This window comes from Sphingobacterium pedocola (assembly GCF_015209965.1).
GTDB lineage: Bacteria > Bacteroidota > Bacteroidia > Sphingobacteriales > Sphingobacteriaceae > Sphingobacterium > Sphingobacterium pedocola.
The window spans coordinates 56781-74702 of record NZ_MU158691.1; the positions used below are offsets into that span (position 1 = coordinate 56781).

The 17922-nt window shown below is 41.1% G+C and carries 10 protein-coding genes; 3 read left to right on the forward strand and 7 right to left on the reverse strand.

Annotated elements, in window-relative coordinates; translation table 11 throughout:
* Positions 1-103 precede the first annotated feature (103 nt).
* Positions 104-3100 carry a protein translocase subunit SecDF gene (secDF, locus tag C4F40_RS16270; protein ID WP_196940484.1) on the reverse strand — a complete coding sequence of 999 codons (2997 nt, stop codon included), beginning with the start codon at positions 3098-3100 and terminating at the stop codon, positions 104-106.
* A gap of 239 nt (positions 3101-3339) precedes the next feature.
* Positions 3340-3819, reverse strand: a complete 480-nt coding sequence (locus C4F40_RS16275; protein ID WP_196940485.1) for a hypothetical protein — start codon at positions 3817-3819, stop codon at positions 3340-3342.
* 204 nt (positions 3820-4023) lie between these two features.
* Between C4F40_RS16275 and guaB the strand changes: the two genes are divergently transcribed.
* Positions 4024-5499, forward strand: coding sequence for an IMP dehydrogenase (gene guaB / locus C4F40_RS16280; protein ID WP_196940486.1), 1476 nt, complete (start codon positions 4024-4026; stop codon positions 5497-5499).
* A 177-nt stretch (positions 5500-5676) separates the two neighbouring features.
* Here guaB and C4F40_RS16285 read toward each other — a convergent pair whose 3' ends face one another.
* The 3 genes from C4F40_RS16285 to C4F40_RS16295 all read right to left on the reverse strand — a co-directional run bounded on the left by C4F40_RS16285 (position 5677) and on the right by C4F40_RS16295 (position 10567).
* Positions 5677-7266: an ABC-F family ATP-binding cassette domain-containing protein gene (locus C4F40_RS16285; RefSeq protein WP_196940487.1), complete on the reverse strand. Its 1590-nt coding sequence runs from the start codon at positions 7264-7266 to the stop codon at positions 5677-5679.
* Positions 7267-8017: 751 nt separating this feature from the next.
* Positions 8018-8521: a GNAT family N-acetyltransferase gene (locus tag C4F40_RS16290; protein WP_196940488.1), complete on the reverse strand. Its 504-nt coding sequence runs from the start codon at positions 8519-8521 to the stop codon at positions 8018-8020.
* A 51-nt stretch (positions 8522-8572) separates the two neighbouring features.
* Positions 8573-10567 (reverse strand): FUSC family protein, encoded by a 1995-nt coding sequence (locus C4F40_RS16295; RefSeq protein WP_196940489.1) that lies wholly within the window; start codon positions 10565-10567, stop codon positions 8573-8575.
* A gap of 292 nt (positions 10568-10859) precedes the next feature.
* Here C4F40_RS16295 and C4F40_RS16300 point away from each other — a divergent pair, with 292 nt between their 5' ends.
* Both C4F40_RS16300 and C4F40_RS16305 read left to right on the forward strand, forming a co-directional pair.
* Positions 10860-11009, forward strand: a complete 150-nt coding sequence (locus C4F40_RS16300) for a 30S ribosomal protein THX (protein ID WP_196940490.1) — start codon at positions 10860-10862, stop codon at positions 11007-11009.
* Between the two features lie 162 nt (positions 11010-11171).
* The gene (locus C4F40_RS16305) at positions 11172-12620 is read left to right on the forward strand and encodes a glyceraldehyde-3-phosphate dehydrogenase (RefSeq protein WP_196940491.1); all 1449 of its coding nucleotides are present in this window, start codon (positions 11172-11174) and stop codon (positions 12618-12620) included.
* Between the two features lie 110 nt (positions 12621-12730).
* Here C4F40_RS16305 and C4F40_RS16310 read toward each other — a convergent pair whose 3' ends face one another.
* Positions 12731-15709, reverse strand: coding sequence for a sensor histidine kinase (locus tag C4F40_RS16310; RefSeq protein WP_196940492.1), 2979 nt, complete (start codon positions 15707-15709; stop codon positions 12731-12733).
* Between the two features lie 77 nt (positions 15710-15786).
* Positions 15787-17868 (reverse strand): glycoside hydrolase family 16 protein, encoded by a 2082-nt coding sequence (locus C4F40_RS16315; protein WP_196940493.1) that lies wholly within the window; start codon positions 17866-17868, stop codon positions 15787-15789.
* Positions 17869-17922: the final 54 nt, after the last annotated feature.

Here is a 17922-nt window from a genome sequence, read left to right on the forward strand (position 1 = left end):
TTAATGTCAATAGCTACTATCCTAACAACAATAAGAACTAATTGTATCTCAAAACAAAAGGCTACCTGTTTAGGTAGCCTTTTGAACTAATATTTTAATCCGATTAAGGAGTGACTACTTTAGCTTTCGTGTCCGTAGACGTGGTAAAATGTTTCTTTCCACTTAAATCATACACGGAAGGTGCCGCCAAGAAGATAGAAGAGTAGGTTGCAACCACAATACCAACCAAGATTGCGAAAGAGAAACCTCTAATCACCTCTCCGCCAAATATAAATAAGATTACCAATACAAATATAATCGTTAATGAGGTAATCACCGTACGGCTAAGTGTAGTATTGATTGCATGATTAATGATATCTCCGAAGTTTTTGCTGTACGCACCAGGTTTCGTCAAATCTTCCCGCACGCGGTCAAACACAACTACCGTGTCATTCACAGAATAAGCGAGTACGGTAAGAAGAGCCGCGACAAAATGTTGGTCGATATCCAATGAAAAAGGTACGATTCCGTCCAAAATAGAGAATAATCCCAATATTATTATACCATCATGTATTGTCGCAATCGCTGCACCAATTGAATATTGCCATTTGCGAAAACGGACCAATATATAAGCGGCAATGATCAATATCGAAATAATACCTGACCACCATGCTCTATCTTTGATGTCGGTAGCGATGGATGGTCCGACCTTTTGTGACGATAAAATTTCGTATTTATTACCTTCAACCTTCGATAAACCTTCGTTTAATTTTGCTAATACCTCTTCATCCGCTTCATCCGAAGTTTCATTGATATGATATGTCGTCGTAACCCGAACCTGATTCGCACTACCAAATGTTTTGACCTCCGTCGTTAAATTAAATGTATTGTCTAGATTTTGACGAATCTCCTCTAGATTCACCGAATTCGCATAGTTTACAGTATACGTACGTCCACCTTGGAAATCCACGCCTAACGAAAACCCTTTTGTCAAGATCGAAACGATACAAAGGCCAACAACAACTAACGATACACCATATAAAGTTTTACGTTTTTTGATAAATTGAAAATTTGCATTTTGCAATGTATTAGCCGACCATGGCAAAGAAACCGAAATTTTCATATCCTTATCCAGCATGTATTCGAAAATCAAGCGTGAGATAAAGATCGAAGTAAATAGGGAAGTGATAATACCGATCATCAATGTCGTTGCAAATCCCAAGATAGGTCCGCTACCGAAAAAGAATAAAACCATACCTACTAAAAACGTCGTAATCTGTGAATCGAGGATAGAAGGTAATGCATGTTTGTAACCGTCAGCGATCGCTTGACGAATACTTTTACCCAAGCGTAACTCTTCCCGTATACGTTCATAAATAAGTACGTTGGCATCCACTGCTGTACCCATCGTTAATACGATACCTGCAATACCCGGTAACGTTAAAACGGCGTTAAGGGATGCCAATACACCCATCAAAAAGAATACATTGAAAAGAACGGCAATATTTGCTGCAACACCCGCACGATTGTAATAGGCAATCATGAAGATCATTACAACGATTATACCGATGACCGCGGAATTAACACCTGCGTCAATGGCAGCCTGACCTAGTGAAGGTCCAACAATAGCCTCTTCAACGATTTTAGCTGTAGTCGGTAAACGACCCGCTTTCAATACGTTGGCTAAATCTTTTGTATCTTCAATGGTAAAGCTACCCGAAATTTGAGAACTTCCGTTAGGGATTTCTTCGTTTACCGACGGTGCGGAATATACAACACCATCTAACACGATCGCAACAGCTTCTCTGTTCTGAGCAGCTTTCGCTGTGATTTTTCGCCATTCACGAGCTCCAACAGAGTTCATACTCATGGACACCACAGGTGTGTTGTTTTGATCAAAATTATCTGTCGCATCAGTAATTACATCACCTGTTAATACAGCTGGGTTGTCTCCCGGAGCTGGCTTTATGGCATAAAGCGAAAGTGCATTAGGCGTACGTTGTTCCGGTTTTACGGCCCAAAGCAATTTGATGTTTGATGGAATGATAGATTTTACTTCCGGTCTAGCCAAGTAAGCATTTACTTTAGCTGTATCCTTTAGGTTCGCCATACCTACCATCGGGCCGGTGGCCAATTGAGGTTGGCCGTTTTCTGCGGTATAAACAGCCGGATTTAAAACGCTAAATAATGGGTTTTCTGCCGCAAGGTTTGCTGATATAGCCGAAGAATCGGTGCTTTCAGACTTATTTGCCCCTAGGTTTGCCAGTAAATTATCTTCATTGTCTGTCGAGTCGACAGCGGTAGAATCTCCTGTAGATGCAGTGCTAGGCGTCGTCTCTGTTGCTTTTAATGTTCCCGCCAGTGTACGGTTTACATTTTCGAGTAAAGGGTATACCTGTAAATTGTCATGTGTTTCGTAAAATTCTAGTTTTGCCGAACCCTGCAATAATTTCCGTACCCGTGCCTCGTCGTTTACCCCTGGTAATTCAATAAGAATACGGTTGGTACCTTGTTGAATTTGTATGTTTGGAGAAGCAACACCAAACTTGTCAATACGTGTACGTAATACTTTGTAAGAATTTTGAATGGCATTGTCAGATTCCTTTTGTAGGAAATTTCTAACATCATTGTCGGAACTCGTCGCTTTTATTAAAGTCGCATTGTCTTTGGTCGCGAAAAAAGTAGCCAATGAAGTAGATGCTCCTGTTGCTTTGTACTCCTCAATAAATAAATCTACAATAGATCTGTTTGCAGTTTTACTTTTTTGAATTGCTTGCTGTAAGGCCGTGTTGAATTTTTCGTCTTTCGTCTTATTGGCCAGGTTACTGATCAACTCGTCTAAAGAGATTTCCATCGTAACGTTCATACCCCCTTTAAGATCGAGGCCAAGTGCTAGTTCGTATGCTTTACACTCCCTGTACGTATACTTAGCAATTCCTAAATTAAATACGGTCTCGCTAGCTATAGAATCCAAATAGGCTTTTTCCTTAGCCATATCGCCGCCTGCATATGATGCAGCATCACGCTCTACTTTGCGTGTCACAAATGTGAATGATAGGGAATAGAGGCATGCTAATGATACCACTATTACCAAAAATTTAATCAGCCCTTTACTCTGCATTTTTGTATTCGTGTATTAGTTTGATATAGTTTATGTTTTCTACTGTTTTAGCTGATAAAAAATAATTTACCAAGAACCGCAAAGGTATAAAAATTTTGTATAACCAAAACTAAAATCGAAGATATCTGTTTAAAAAATCGCAGATAGGCAGAGGTTGATTTGCCAGGAGGCAAATTCGTTGTGGGATAGATGGATGAATTCGCGGATTCGCCTATTTGCGAATTCGCGAATTCATAAAATTATCTTAGGGTAAATTTGAAGCCTAATGTAAATCGAGCAGGTTCGAAATCCGACTCATGCGAAAGGTTCCACCACGGTTTCCAGTCAAAATGAAAAGCTAAGGGAGCCGTCGGAATTTTATATTCTAGACCTGCCGCCGGGCGGATTGCAAAATGGGCATGATCATCGTCTCCCCAATGGTCAACAAAAGCGATCTGCGGACCGATCCCTACGTACCATCCCAATCCATTCGTTCCGCGGAAGGGCTGATTATAGGAGTAATCTGCTCCGATGATAGTTACATGGTCTCCAAACAACACCTGTGCATTACCGGCATTTGTCCCATCAAATGAATGCTTGATCTGTGGGCCAAATAAAGTAGCACCGTCGCCAAGATCAATAGCTAATCCTAACGCTGTTTTGTACGACTGTGCATTTGCCTCGTGTGTGGCTATGGTCAGCGCCGAGGCTGCAAACATGGATAGTATTATTTTTTTCATCTGTATAAATTTATTGTTAATTAAACGTATTCTTTCCGATACTTCGCAAAGAGCTTGCCAAAGTGAGCAAGGCGATATCATTTGGCGCTCTTTTTATGATTATAATCGGATTGTCATTTATCATTAAATTTTAGTTTTTATTTGATAGAGACGTATTTTTTTGTAATTTTGCCTGGCAAATAGAAAACCCAGAACGTATTTGCCATGCAATTAGATCCACAAAAATTCGTAGCTGAAGGACTTACATATGACGATGTCTTATTGATCCCAGCGTATTCAGAGATTCTACCTCGAGATGTAGATACCAGTACATACCTCACTAAAAAAATTAAGCTTAATATACCATTTATATCGGCTGCAATGGACACTGTGACGGAGTCTGATTTGGCTATAGCTATAGCGCAAGCGGGTGGAATAGGGATGTTGCACAAAAACATGACTATTGATCAACAAGCGGCAGAAGTACGTAAGGTAAAGCGTTCGGAGAGCGGAATGATCCAGGATCCGGTTACTTTATTGAAAAATGCTACTGTGGGTGATGCTTTTGCTATAATGAAAGAACATAAAATCGGCGGTATTCCTGTTATTGATCTTGATGGAAGATTGGTCGGGATCGTAACGAATAGGGATCTTCGCTTTCAAAAGGACATGGCCAGACCTATTAGTGAGTTGATGACGAAGGATAACTTGGTCGTTGCTCCCGAGGGTACGGATCTGGTGCAAGCGGAAGAAATACTTCAAAATTATAAAATTGAAAAGCTTCCTGTAGTAGACGCCAATTATGTCCTTAAAGGATTAATTACGTTTAAAGATATCCAAAAATATAAACACTATCCGAATGCGGCCAAAGATAGTCATGGCCGACTGTTGGTTGGCGCTGCAGTAGGGGTTACAGCAGATACGGTAGAACGGGTGGACGCATTGGTAAAGGCTGGAGTCGATGTCGTTACTATCGATACGGCGCATGGCCATTCATTAGGGGTTATCAATAAACTGAAAGAGGTAAAATCAATCTATCCAGATCTACAGGTTATTGTTGGTAATATCGCTACAGGGGCAGCTGCAAAAGCATTGGCTGAAGCAGGGGCGGATGGCGTTAAAGTTGGTATTGGCCCAGGATCTATTTGTACGACCCGTATTATTGCAGGTGTCGGTGTGCCACAGTTGTATGCGGTATACGAGGTTGCGAAGGCCTTAAAAGGTACGGGGGTTCCTCTTATTGCAGACGGTGGTATCAAACAAACCGGGGATATTGCAAAAGCAATCGCTGCAGGAGCAGATACCATAATGGCAGGTTCTCTTTTCGCTGGGGTAGAAGAGGCACCGGGCGAAACCATTTTATTGGAAGGACGTAAATTTAAATCCTATCGTGGTATGGGTTCGGTCGAAGCAATGGAAAAAGGCTCTAAAGATCGTTATTTTCAGGATGTAGAAGAAGATATCAAGAAATTAGTGCCGGAGGGTATCGTGGGTCGAGTGCCCTATAAGGGTACTTTAGCTGAAGTTGTGTATCAATATATTGGCGGACTGCGCGCATCTATGGGATACTGCGGAGCTGCTTCTATAGCAAAACTTCAGGAAGCACAATTCGTACGGATTACGGGGGCGGGCTTACGGGAGTCACATCCACATAATATACAGATTACCAAAGAAGCTCCAAACTACAACAGCAGAGGCTAGAAATATAAGGAGTTGTCTTAATAAGGTCATCGCTTACAAAAAATGCGTCATTGCGAGAACGAATGACGAAGCAATCTGCGTTTTTAAGATCGTTAGATTGCTTCACCATCGTTCCTTAAGTTCGCGATGACGATGCCTTGCTTGTGGACGCCCTCTTTATGATCTATATGCCTTAGCTCAAGCCAACCCCAGATCCCGTTCTATGTTAATTTGCTGTCTAAAGGTCGCGTCATGCGAGACTACCAATAATGTTCCGTGATAGGCATTGATAGCAGTCGTAAGTATCTCTATATTTTGAATATCTAAGTTATTAGTCGGTTCATCGAGGATAAGAATATCTGGAGATTCATCGTCGAGTGTCAAACAGCATAATATTAACCTCATTTTCTCTCCGCCACTCAGCATTGAACAGCTTTTGTTCCAGGTATCTTCGTCAAATAAAAAGCGACTTAATCGGATTTTTACTTCATGTTCGAGTAGGGCAGAACTGTTATATTCCTGGGCTTGCTCGTAAACAGATCGTTTGGGATGTATTAAAGAATAGTCTTGATCGATATAAACCGATTTTTTAGCTGTGCGAGATAATACGCCTATTGTTGGACTAAGTTTATTCAATAGGATGTTTATCAGCGTTGTCTTACCTGAACCATTCGCACCGTATAAGCTAATACGTTCGCCACTTACAATTCGGAAAGAGAGCGGGGAATGCCAAATAGACCCCTTGCCGTAATCAAAATTAATTTTCGAGGCTTCAAACAAAATTTTTCCGTTATGTAAATTAGAGGAGCTGAAATTGAATTTCATTTTATCTATATCGGCTTGTTCCGCCCTAAGATTGGACAGTTCTAGCGATATGCTGTTTATTTTTCCAGTATGAATACCTTTTATCTTCGATGTACTCCGTTCGGCATTGTTTTTAAGGGTATTCATTACAATCGTCGGAAGACCCGCTTTTTCTTGTTTCTTTTTACCCCTTGCATCGAGCTTTTGTTGTCTCTCCAGCGTTTCGCGTTCTTTCTCCTTCGCTTTCTTTAACGATTTTTCATGACTTTTGATGTCATGTTGGAGCGCTTCCTGTTCGGACTTCTTCTGTGCAGTATAGAATTCATAGTTGCCACCATAGGTGGCGAGGTTTTTGGGGTTTAGTTCATGAATTTTGTCCAATAAATTCAGAAGCCTTCTGTCGTGACTTACTATAATCATCGTAGCGGTCTGCTGCGTTATAAAATCATAGAGCAGCTGCCGGCTATTTTCATCTAGATGGTTGCTTGGTTCATCCATTACAACGAATTTGGGCCGGTGTATAGTTATCCCGGCCAAGAAAACCTTGGTTTTTTGGCCGCCACTCAGATCGGCCAACGAATCTGATAAGTTAATATCATCGAGTTGCCAAACCCGTAGTGCATCTTGACAACGGTCTTCAATTGTCCAGTCATCATCCAGTATGGATAAATTCTCGTCTGTTGCGTCGCCTTCTAAAATAGCATAAAAAGCCCGTAGCTTATCCGCTACTTGTAGCGCTTCACCAACCGACAGGTGGTTAAATTGTCCGAAGACTTGCGGAATGTGGTAAGCGGAATCGGATTTGATTACTGTACCAGCAGAAGCTTCCAGTTCGCCTGCGATTAGGCGCAATAAAGTAGACTTTCCGACGCCATTGTTTCCAATTAGCGCAGCTTTTTCGTGATTATTGACGGTGAGATCGATGTGTTCAAACAATAGATCTTTATTCGGATGTGTGTAGGAAATGTTTTGTAAAATAAGCATATTGTTTCTTTCAGCGGTAATAAAAATACATGCAACTATACCGAGGTATCGTTTGTGTCTGATATAATTTGAAAGAAATCTGCTCTTACATACAAAAAGGGTTTTGGAGGAACAAAACTAGCTATTTTTTTGTTTAATTGCAATATCAAGAAGAAATGTACCACAATAGATGTTTTTTACGGTCAGTTTTAATGAACCTATTTTTCATTCATATTCTTTTCGCCTCTATGCCGGCGAGAGCCATCCTACTTTTTTCATTAACATTAGTATTCAATTGCATTCAAGAGACCTCTTCGAGGGTTTGACCGCAAAAGTAGGCAAAACTCGTCGCTGTACCCATTTGCCACCATGGTTCGTGCTTCCTCCTGCTATTGGCAAATGGCTGAGGCGACATTTGTCGAAGTTGTAAGGATAGTGCATTATTATACTTCTATTTTTGTATTTCAGCTGAATTTAAAAGGACGACCTAGGTCGATGTAGCGTTAAGAAAGCTTTTGGATTTGCGTTAAGAACAGATCCCCGAAGTGCAACGGCTCGGAGCTGTTTAGTAAATCCAACAGCTTTTAGCGTAATATTGACCAAGTCTTGATTTTTTGCTTCGTTTTTTATCAAGAAAAAATGAAGAAGCCATACCACAACCAGTGGCGAAAAGGTGGTGAAGGGGACATTTCGAATTGTCTAAAATAAACCTTCGTTAAAATTTAATAATAAAAAAGCATTTGTTCTAAACATCAATAGCCCTTTAAAAACTTCAAGCAATCCTTTTTCCTAAAATCTTTAAACTTCGTTCTTGACCATCCAGTTCTGCTATATGGGGTAACGTGGCCCAGTCTTCAAAACCGAAATATTCGAACAGTTTCAAACTCGGCTCGTTATGTGCAAAAATGAATGCAAGCAGTGTTTTTATTCCGAAGTTTGGTGCATGGTCTATACTATATTGTAGTATTTGCTTTCCCAAACCTTTGCCCCTAACGTTGGTATCCAGATATATACTTATTTCGACGGTAGCATCGTAAGCCGGACGCCCGTAAAAAGACTGAAAACTCACCCAACCAATGGTTTGGTCATGGCTACCTTGTACAATCCATAAGGGTCTTTTCGAAGGATTGTGTTCATCAAACCATTTTTGGCGACTGTCTACAGTCACCTGTTCTGTATCCGCCGTGACCATTCGAGAAGTAATGGTCGTATTATATATCTCAACGATTCTTTTTAAATCGCTAAATGTAGCATCCTTGAATGTTAGATCTTTCATGGTTATTTTTGGACTTTCGTATTTGCTGTTCAACAAAGATATGGAATGTTTTTAGGATGACTTCTGTATAGAATCGGACAGCTGATCCAGTTGTGTTAGCAGTTTATCGAGCACTATCGAACGATCTTCAAGTTGTATTGATGCCGGAACGGATTGATTCTGGGGTGTAATATGCATAGCAAGACCTACTATTAACGAATTAATCCGATATGCCAGCGCATGAAATTTGTTTATATTCGACCAATCCTTCTTTTTGTTTCCAGGTTCCTTTTGTAACTGGTTAATCGCATCGGAAAACGCAGCTAAAACCAGTTGTGCCTCTTTTCGCGCAAGGCGAACTGCATATATGTCAATGTTATACGCTTTTAATTGCGCTGTTACAAGTTGAAAGTATATACCGTTGTTATGTACCACTGATTCGGCCAATTTCAGCATGTCCTTAGTTTGCTGGGTTGGGATAAAAAAATAGCCAATCGCCGCTAATAAAGATCCGATAAGCGTAAACACGATCCGACTCCCCAAAATATCGTCTATGTTTCCGTCGTAAATATTCAACGCTGTTACAACAGCTACAGTAATAAATAATACGCTAATAAGGTAGTTGGGTTTATTAAATAAGAAAAAACCATAAAGACAAATCGCCGCAACAATAAGTAATACAGATACGTCAGATATGATATGTGATAAGAGCAAACCCAATAAAAGGCCAGTCAGCGTGCCTATGATACGTTGATAATTTCGTTTTTGAGTAGTTGCAAACCCCGGCCTAGCTACAATAGCAATCGTTAAAAGGATCCAGTAAGTGTATCTGTATTCGGGCAACGCTAAGCCAACAAGTCCACCCAGGCCAAATAAAATAGCCAACCGTAATGCAAAAGGAAAAAGAGTCGAACGGAGGGTAAGTTGGTCTTTTACTGCCGTCCAACCTTTGGGAGGTAAAGATATGAAGTGTTTATATTCGTGCTGTTTGACCACATTGTGAAACTTTATATCAATATGAAAGCCATTGCGGATCTGAAGGATGAAATCAAGAATGGACTGAATATTACCGATTATCGCACTTAGAATAGAAGCCGTTTCTCCAACATGTTGATTTCGAAGGGTAATCAGTCGATTTAGTGCCGCGTTAACAGCTGGATCGGTTGAGCTGCTATTAGACCTGTAGTTTCTGTGATTTTTAGCAAGCGTTTCTATTGCATCGGCGATGAGTCCAATTATTTTTTGGATATCTTCCAATCCGTTAATGGGGCCTAAGGTTTTTCGGATGGATTCGTAGTCGTGGTCTAGTGCTGTTAACAGCTCGTATAAGTCGATTAATCCATAGGTCTGATTGAGCCAAAACTTTCTGTCTTCAGCATGCATAAGTTTCTTTTCCCGTAAGAGTAGAAACCGAATAGCCTCCTGTTGCTCGCTAACCAGAATGTGCAGCCTGCCCAGCTCTCTGTATGCTGTTTCTATCGGAATCTGTTCGTCGTAGCAGAGCGCTTTCGCCCGAAGTAATGCCGACATACTCCGAAAACCATCAAGCAAAGCATGACGTAAAGAACGATAAGGAGAAATGTAGACCTGAACGATGCTCACTAAGTAGTACCATATGGATCCTGCTGTGATTTCTAGACTAAACGATACGGGATCGGAGGGCCACAATCCGATAACAAAACTGATCAAAATCAGCATTAACGTGCCTATGATTCCGATCCGGGCGCCAAATATCGACAACATCGTGCAGGTAAAAGCTGCTACGACAAGCAAGGGTAGAAGGAGCCAGGGAGAGGATAGTGCGTAAGCAGCAGCAACCGACGATATAAAAAACAACGGAATACACCATAGGGCAGACTTCCATTTGTCTTTGCGATTACCTGGTAGATCTGTCAATGACGATAACAATGCGCCTACACCTACAGTTATTGCGATATCGAGATGGCCCCAATAAAAGATTACAATACTCGGTACAATACTGGTTAAAACGTTACGTAAGGCATCTCCACTATTTTCTCCTGAAATAAAATGGAAAATACGCCGAGAAAGAGCTTTAAAATTCCACATCTATTTTTTCTGAAAGGCGCTGTTTTTCTACAAACTTAGTTAACTTGCTGTTCGTTCACAAGCACAGAAATCTTTTTTTGAAATTATCCGATCTAAATGCGTGGTCAAAAAACGCCAGTCCGTTTTCCTGCTGTTACTTAATGCTGTTTTGAGATGGCAACGGTTCTTCGGGCAGAGGTGGGGCAGGAGGACGGTGGTCGGTGCGATGGTAAATATAATATCAAACATTGTTCTTCTTTTTTTGTTAAAGAGATGATAACAATTAATCTTTAATTTACAAATACATAACATAATGGGAAAAGGCGATAAAAAGACACGGAAAGGTAAAATTGTAATGGGTACGTATGGCAATAGTAGACCAGGCGCCAAAAACGAAAAGCCGAAAAAAGAAGAAGTACCTACCAAAGAGAAAAAAGAAAAAATATCCACCAAAGAAGGGTAGGTATATTTGTTTTTACATATTTTTCAATAATAGTTTGTTTTATTTTAAAAATAATAATTTAATACCTTTATGTGTTGAATAAATTATTATTTTGATAATTTTTAAGCTGTTTGTTGAAATAAATATATATGTTTGCATCCGAATTATCAATTGTAATCTAAGATGTCGAACAACGCCGTTTTTGAGCAAGAAATCAAAACATACACCACGAAACAAAATGCCGCGACCAAACTAATGGAGATGGTCAGCAATCTATGGTATAACCATGCCGTCGAATTGGTTTTATTTCGGAACCAGCTTGTTGATCGCAGGGTCAGCCATATTCTGAATGTACATAGCGCCTCACAGGAATTGACCGAGAAACCGATCTCCGTATTTGAAACCATGAAGATCACAGAAGCCTTGACGCAATTGCATCTTTGTCCTGCTCGGATAGATATTGGCAAGCTGGCGTTGCAGTTGCGCGAGAAATCGGTGGAAGATACCGCGATACAGCATTTTCTAATAGGGGAGTTAAAACTTGCTGACGTGCATAACCCTATCGTGCCCCGCGATGTGGTTTTATACGGTTTCGGTCGGATCGGGCGCTTGCTTGCCCGTGAACTTATAGCCAAAGCCGGAGCGGGCAAGCAGTTAAGATTGCGGGCGATTGTAACGCGGGATAATTTGGATGCCGAGACATTGGAAAAGAGGGCAGCATTGCTGCGCAACGACTCCATACATGGTCGGTTTGATGGAGAGGTACAAGCAGACCCATCACGTAACGCTTTGATCATTAACGGAATTACAGTACACGTTATCTCTGCACAGGAACCGGAGCATATTGACTATTGTGCATATGGAATTCAAGATGCTTTGTTGATCGATAATACGGGAGCATTTAGGGATGAAAAGCAGCTATCAAGGCATTTGATTGCCAGGGGAGTAGCGCAGGTGTTACTGACCGCGCCGGGAAAGGGTATCCCGAACATTGTATTTGGTGTCAATGAACAATGCATCGATGTACGATCACAGCACATTGTTTCGGCAGCGTCCTGTACGACAAATGCAATAGCACCGGTACTTCAGTTGATAGAAAAGGAATTAGATGTGATCAAAGGTCATATAGAAACCATTCACGCATATACCAATGACCAGAATCTGGTGGATAACATGCATAAGAAATCAAGGCGTGGTCGTGCGGCGGCCGTGAATATGGTAATAACAGAAACCGGTGCCGGCACAGCCGTTGCAAAATCGATTCCTTCTTTGACGGGAAAGCTAACCTCAAATGCAATCCGCGTACCCGTACCTAATGGATCGCTCGCCATCCTTAATCTGGAAATTGAAAACGCGACTTCTGTAGAGCAGCTTAACGGTTTATTGCAGAAAGCCTCCTTACATGGGAATCTCGTAGAGCAGATCAACTATTCGAATAACTGCGAACTCGTGTCGTCGGATTGTATAGGTACTACTTTTTCTTCGATAGTAGATGCGCCGGCTACAATTGTTTCCAACGATGGTAAAAGTATTGTTCTGTATATCTGGTACGACAATGAATATGGTTATATGCATCAGGTTATGCGCTTGGCACGGCATATGGCCGGAGTGAGACGATATACCTACTATTAATAGCATAGCGGGCTGCCAACTCCAATTTTCAATATGTAATATCGGTAGCCCGTTTTTTTATTTAAAAGCCTCTCTAATCCGAATAGAAATTAGGTCATTCATCGTGTTTCTCATAATATTATAATTAGGGTAACTTTTGTTCCTTTGGCTTCTTGGTGGCTATCGTATAAATCTTCTATGATAACTTTATTCCGCGGATTGGCTAAGTTTAATCTATCGCATGTAATCTGCGTGCCGTATGATTTGTGCTTTGGACTCCGCTGCTTATTTAGTTCGGTGCTTTTTCGACGTCCTATCCCATTATCCTGTATTATTATTTCTAATGTATTCCCATCTATAAGACTGAAATAAATTTCAATTTTTCCATTTCCGTTTTTACACAGAAGGCCGTGCCACAGCGCATTCTCTGCAAAGGGCTGTACGAGTGTGGGTGGAACATAGAGGTTATCCTGATCGATTCCTTCTGCGATAGTGATGGTATAGTCAAAAATATGGTCGAGACGGGCAGACTCTAATTCAAGATATAACGTTAAAGTTTGGATTTCTTTTGTCAGGGGTATGAGTTGTTGCCTTGAGTTCTCTAGGATATTCCGCATCAGCTTAGAGAAGGAAATTAAGTATTTGCTTGCGTCAGTTGTTTGATTGTTAACGATATAGCTGTTAATGGAGTTAAGTGTGTTAAACATGAAATGCGGATTCATCTGTGCCCTCAATGTTTGCATCTCGCCATCTTTAATCTTTCTTTTGTAATGATCCTCGCTACGTTGCTTATTTAAAATATACCGATGAACACCGAATGCTATCGCAAATACTAGAATTGAAAGTATAATATAGAACGGGAATGATTTGGTAAAAGGTGGCTGTGCAATTAGATCGATATCTACTGTTTTTTGCTGAATATTACCAAAATTATCATAGCACGCTACCGTCAGTTTATAGTCACCAGGAGAAAGCGTGTTAAAAGAAATTTCGGGATTATGTCCGATTTCCGTCCATTCGTGGGCAGCATCCAATCTATATTTGTAGTTCACCTGTCCCATATCAAGATACGCCAGGCTACTAAAATACAACGTTATATTATTTTCCGTTTTGCCGAGTGTAATTTTGTTGTTGTCTATAAATCTCAATTCGCCGTTGACCATGATCTGGGATAGCTCCATGCGGTTGATCAGCGAGGACTTTAGTAGCTCTTCCGGGGATACTAAAATCAATGCTCCTTGTATTCCCAATGCCAGTTTTCCACTTTGCAATTGAAGGTAGCCGTACGTTAAATCGTTGATAGGTAATCCATCTATGGTTGTAATTCTGACGACTTGATCCTTTTCCCTTAAATAGATATGCAAACCCTCTTCTGTCGCAAAAAATACATTATTATCCTTATCTTCAGATATGCCTACAATATGGTTGCCGATAATTTTATACTGAAATGGGTCTACCTGTTTGGTGATTTTACCCGTATAATCCACTTGGTTCCATCCACCAAATGCCGAAAAATAAAGATTCCCTTTTTCACCAATCCCGATACGATTATAATAATCGCCTACAAACTTTTCGTGTACCGGATTGATGTGGTTTTCCGAAATTTCAATAAATTTTTGTTGTTTTTTATCAAAATAAGAAATCCCGAATGCACTGGGCATCCATCCGGCCAACCAAACCACGCCGTCTTTGTCCACGGCTATGTCATTCCAAATATTACCGTCCCAAAATTCCGCATCATTCGCAAAAGACGAGTTTATCGGCTTTAGGGATTTCCAGTCGTAACGGCTTATTTTACCTTTGGAGAATAAAATCCACAATTCGCCTTGCGGTGTAATGAGCGTTTTTACAATTTTTTTAGCTGCGGTACCTTCCGGAAGATCAACGGGGATACGGATTAATTTGTTACTCTTGAACCAGAAAATACCATCACTTGCATTAATAACGACTGTATTTTCAATCAACCCGAGACTGTATATCTTGCGGTTCTCGTTATTCGCATAGACCTTTTTAAATTTTTCTCGTTCTAGCACCCATATTTCACCGCTTTCATTGAGTGCAACTACCGCACCATTATGTTCAATGAGGGAAATAAAAGGATTTGGCTTTTCAGTTTTCTGGTTGGTAAAATAGGATTTTAAGCCTTGATGAGGCGATATAAGCTGTTGTACACCATGGTCTGTAGAAACCCAACTGATATTTGTCTCCTGATCATGGTTTACATTTCTGATTCTTTTATCTGTTGAAAAAATGAGTTCAGTCGTAAAATCTTTAACATCAATCGTCCATATGGTTTTATTCGAGTGCATAAAAACGGTACGCGCACTCTTAGAGAATCCCACAATAGCTTGATCTCTAGGTGTTTTTAGGGTAGTTAATGTAGTCGCGGTCTCTAGATCCCATAAAATAATTTCATTCGATACAGAGGAATACGCAAGCGTATGAGCATCTATTTGAAAGGCTGATGCGACGTCCGCATTGGCTAACTTTGGATCAAAATGTTTTTTAACCTTATTTGTCTTTTCCTCCCATATAAACCAACCCCTTGGGGTTGCGATCCAAATTTCGTTCGCATTTATTTCAAAAAAGCGGATGTTATCAAACAGTTCTGTCTGTGTCGGAAAAACTAAAAAAGAAATAGCGTTTTTTTCTGCATTGATGTATTTAATGTGGTTGAAATCGTTACACCAAATCCTGTTTTTACGGTCTACATATATTGAATTAAAATGATCATTGTTTGGGTCTGTATCCGAGTAGTTTTTAGATTTTATTGTTTTGGGGGTGTTGGTAAAGGTTCGGGTATCCAGGTATTTGAGTCCTTCTTGATCTTCAAAGTATAAGGTGTCTTCGGCGAAGAAATAGGCGTTTATATCATTGTTAAAATTCGGAAACGATATAAATCGATAACCGTCAAAAACTGAGATGCCCTTTCCTGTAAACAAATAGAGAAATTTTTTAGCGTTGAAGGCTGTTCCCAATACTTTATCCGAGGGAAGGCCATCAAAGTAAGTGTATTCCTTTACTCTAAATGGTATTTGCGCGTGGACAACAGTCAAGGGGAAAAGAAGACAAAAGAATAAGCAATAAATAGCTGATATACGGATCTTCATTTTATAGATGCTTTTACACAAATCTAAACTTAATTTGTTCAAGTTGTATAAAGCGGTCAAAATGTCGTCCCGGAAGATTAATCCAAATCTGCCAAATCGTATACCCTCACGTAATCTATTTCCATTACGGCAGGGAAGGCGCTGTCGTCAATACCTTTTTGTCCTCCCCAGAAACCACCAACGGCAAGATTCAGGAGCCAATGGAACTTTTGGTCAAAAGGCCATTCTTCGTAGGTTTTATTTTCATTTGAAAAATGAAATATTTCGATATCGTCTACAAATCCTTTGATATAATCCGGAGTCCAGTCAATTCGGTAGAGATGAAAATCGTCCGAGGCAGCATCGATTTTTTTTGTTGCCGTTTTCTGGGTATGAATAGAGTGGTGATAGGCTTTGGTGTGTACCGAAATGTGTACGACATCCTGGTCATAACCGACGTGCTCTAAGATATCTATTTCGCCCGAATTCGGCCACCCACCGTATTTCCATTCGGTGGGTAACATCCATATAGCAGGCCAGGTACCTCTTCCGCGCGGAACCTTCGCCCGCGCTTCAAATCTGCCGTATAGAAAATCGCCCTTATGCTTACTGATTAGGCGGGCTGAGGTGTAATCCATACCTTGCTTTTTCTCCTTAAGAGCTGTAATCTTCAGGGTGCTATTGTTAACCGAGACATTTTTAAGATCTGCCTCGGTATAGTATTGCAACTCATTATTGCCCCAGCCATTGTGTTTGGAACCGACATCATAGGACCATTTGGTACTATCGGGCAAACCATTGTAATCGAATTCATCCGACCAGGAAACTTTTTCTGAAAACTGATATGATTTGTGCGCGTGCGCAGGCTGCAGTGCTTTATGAGAAGGTTTTTCCGTTACGGAAACGAAAAACGGAATGTTGGCGGTAGCCACGTGGTTGTATCCGTCGGTAACGTACACAAAAAGTCGGTAAGCGCCTTCTTGTTCCGGAGCGACCAGTAACGCTTTCTCAAGAGATTCAGCGGTTAAAAGTCCGTCGATTGCCCTCGGTCGGCTTTCCCGGTCACCTCCTTCCTTCAGGTCGGTGCTTTCGTGAAGGATCTCCCAACGGACGCTTAATTTATCCTTGTCGGGATCTGTAACAAATACAGCCACATCATAACGCTGAGCAGGCTTCAGGTAGACAAAATCAAGGGCTTTTTTCCCGTTCAGCAATAAGGAATCCAAACGTGGAGCTCTATTTTTTGGCCATTTACCTTTCCAGAGGTAGTGCATTACATCGACCACTTCGTTCTCTTCGCCCGCTTCCGTAAAAAGACCATACCAGGTAGGGGTTCGTTCCTGTTTTTGCCCCCATAGGAAGACGTAAGAACCTAGGCAGCTTTTGTCTAGACCTATCGAAGCCTCATATCGGCTTTTGTACACTGCTGCTTTCTCCTTACTCGTTTCCTCGATAGATGCATGCCAAGGTGTTTGTGGGCCTTCCCAATGTCCCGTAGGGCCCCATTCGGTTACGATATAAGCCTTATCCCATCCCGTAGATCGTATCTGTTCGGGTACGCTGGCCAAGCCGCCGTAAACCTGTACGGCGATTAAGTCCAGCGATGGACACTTTGCTTTGATGAGATCAACTTCTTTTTGATTGATACCCGCTAGCATCGTCGTCACCAAATGATTGGGATCGAGTTCTTGGATCATACTGGCGATCTCTTCCACAGCGTCCCACACCTTTGGGTTGCTATAGTGGAGGTTCAGCTCATTGCCAATGCCCCAAGCTAGTAACGCGGGATGGTCTTTAAACTGTTGGATCTCTTTACGTAAACGGTCTAGCTGTTTGGCGATTGCTGCTTTGTCGTTGTAATCAAAACCGTGCCGTTCGGTGGCTACGGCTAAGCCCATGGTCACCGTAAGTCCCAATCGGTGGGCCTCGTCCAAGATGCGCTGGGCATCGTTTGTACTCCAGGTACGTATGGAGTTTCCTCCATAGTTTTTCAGCTTATCCATGTAATTGGATCCACCAGCACCTTTGATAAAATAGGGTTTGCCCCCACGCAGCAGTTCATATCCTGTTGCCGTTTTTACGATTTCGACTGGGATAGGACCTTGCGCATACGCGAAGTTAGGATGGACAAGGAGCAGGGTATTCAGAATAATTAGGACCAGGATTTTTGGTAGATTCATTTCAAATCGTTTTTTGCATAAAAAAAATGAATAGGAGGCAAGGTTTAACCGTGC

Excerpts from the sequence above, each read along its gene's own strand:
- secDF (WP_196940484.1), bottom strand. The coding sequence starts at position 3,100 with ATGCAGAGTAAAGGGCTGATTAAATTTTTGGTAATAGTGGTATCATTA.
- C4F40_RS16275 (WP_196940485.1), bottom strand. The coding sequence starts at position 3,819 with ATGAAAAAAATAATACTATCCATGTTTGCAGCCTCGGCGCTGACCATA.
- guaB (WP_196940486.1), top strand. The coding sequence starts at position 4,024 with ATGCAATTAGATCCACAAAAATTCGTAGCTGAAGGACTTACATATGAC.
- C4F40_RS16285 (WP_196940487.1), bottom strand. The coding sequence starts at position 7,266 with ATGCTTATTTTACAAAACATTTCCTACACACATCCGAATAAAGATCTA.
- C4F40_RS16290 (WP_196940488.1), bottom strand. The coding sequence starts at position 8,521 with ATGAAAGATCTAACATTCAAGGATGCTACATTTAGCGATTTAAAAAGA.
- C4F40_RS16295 (WP_196940489.1), bottom strand. The coding sequence starts at position 10,567 with ATGTGGAATTTTAAAGCTCTTTCTCGGCGTATTTTCCATTTTATTTCA.
- C4F40_RS16300 (WP_196940490.1), top strand. The coding sequence starts at position 10,860 with ATGGGAAAAGGCGATAAAAAGACACGGAAAGGTAAAATTGTAATGGGT.
- C4F40_RS16305 (WP_196940491.1), top strand. The coding sequence starts at position 11,172 with ATGTCGAACAACGCCGTTTTTGAGCAAGAAATCAAAACATACACCACG.
- C4F40_RS16310 (WP_196940492.1), bottom strand. The coding sequence starts at position 15,709 with ATGAAGATCCGTATATCAGCTATTTATTGCTTATTCTTTTGTCTTCTT.
- C4F40_RS16315 (WP_196940493.1), bottom strand. The coding sequence starts at position 17,868 with ATGAATCTACCAAAAATCCTGGTCCTAATTATTCTGAATACCCTGCTC.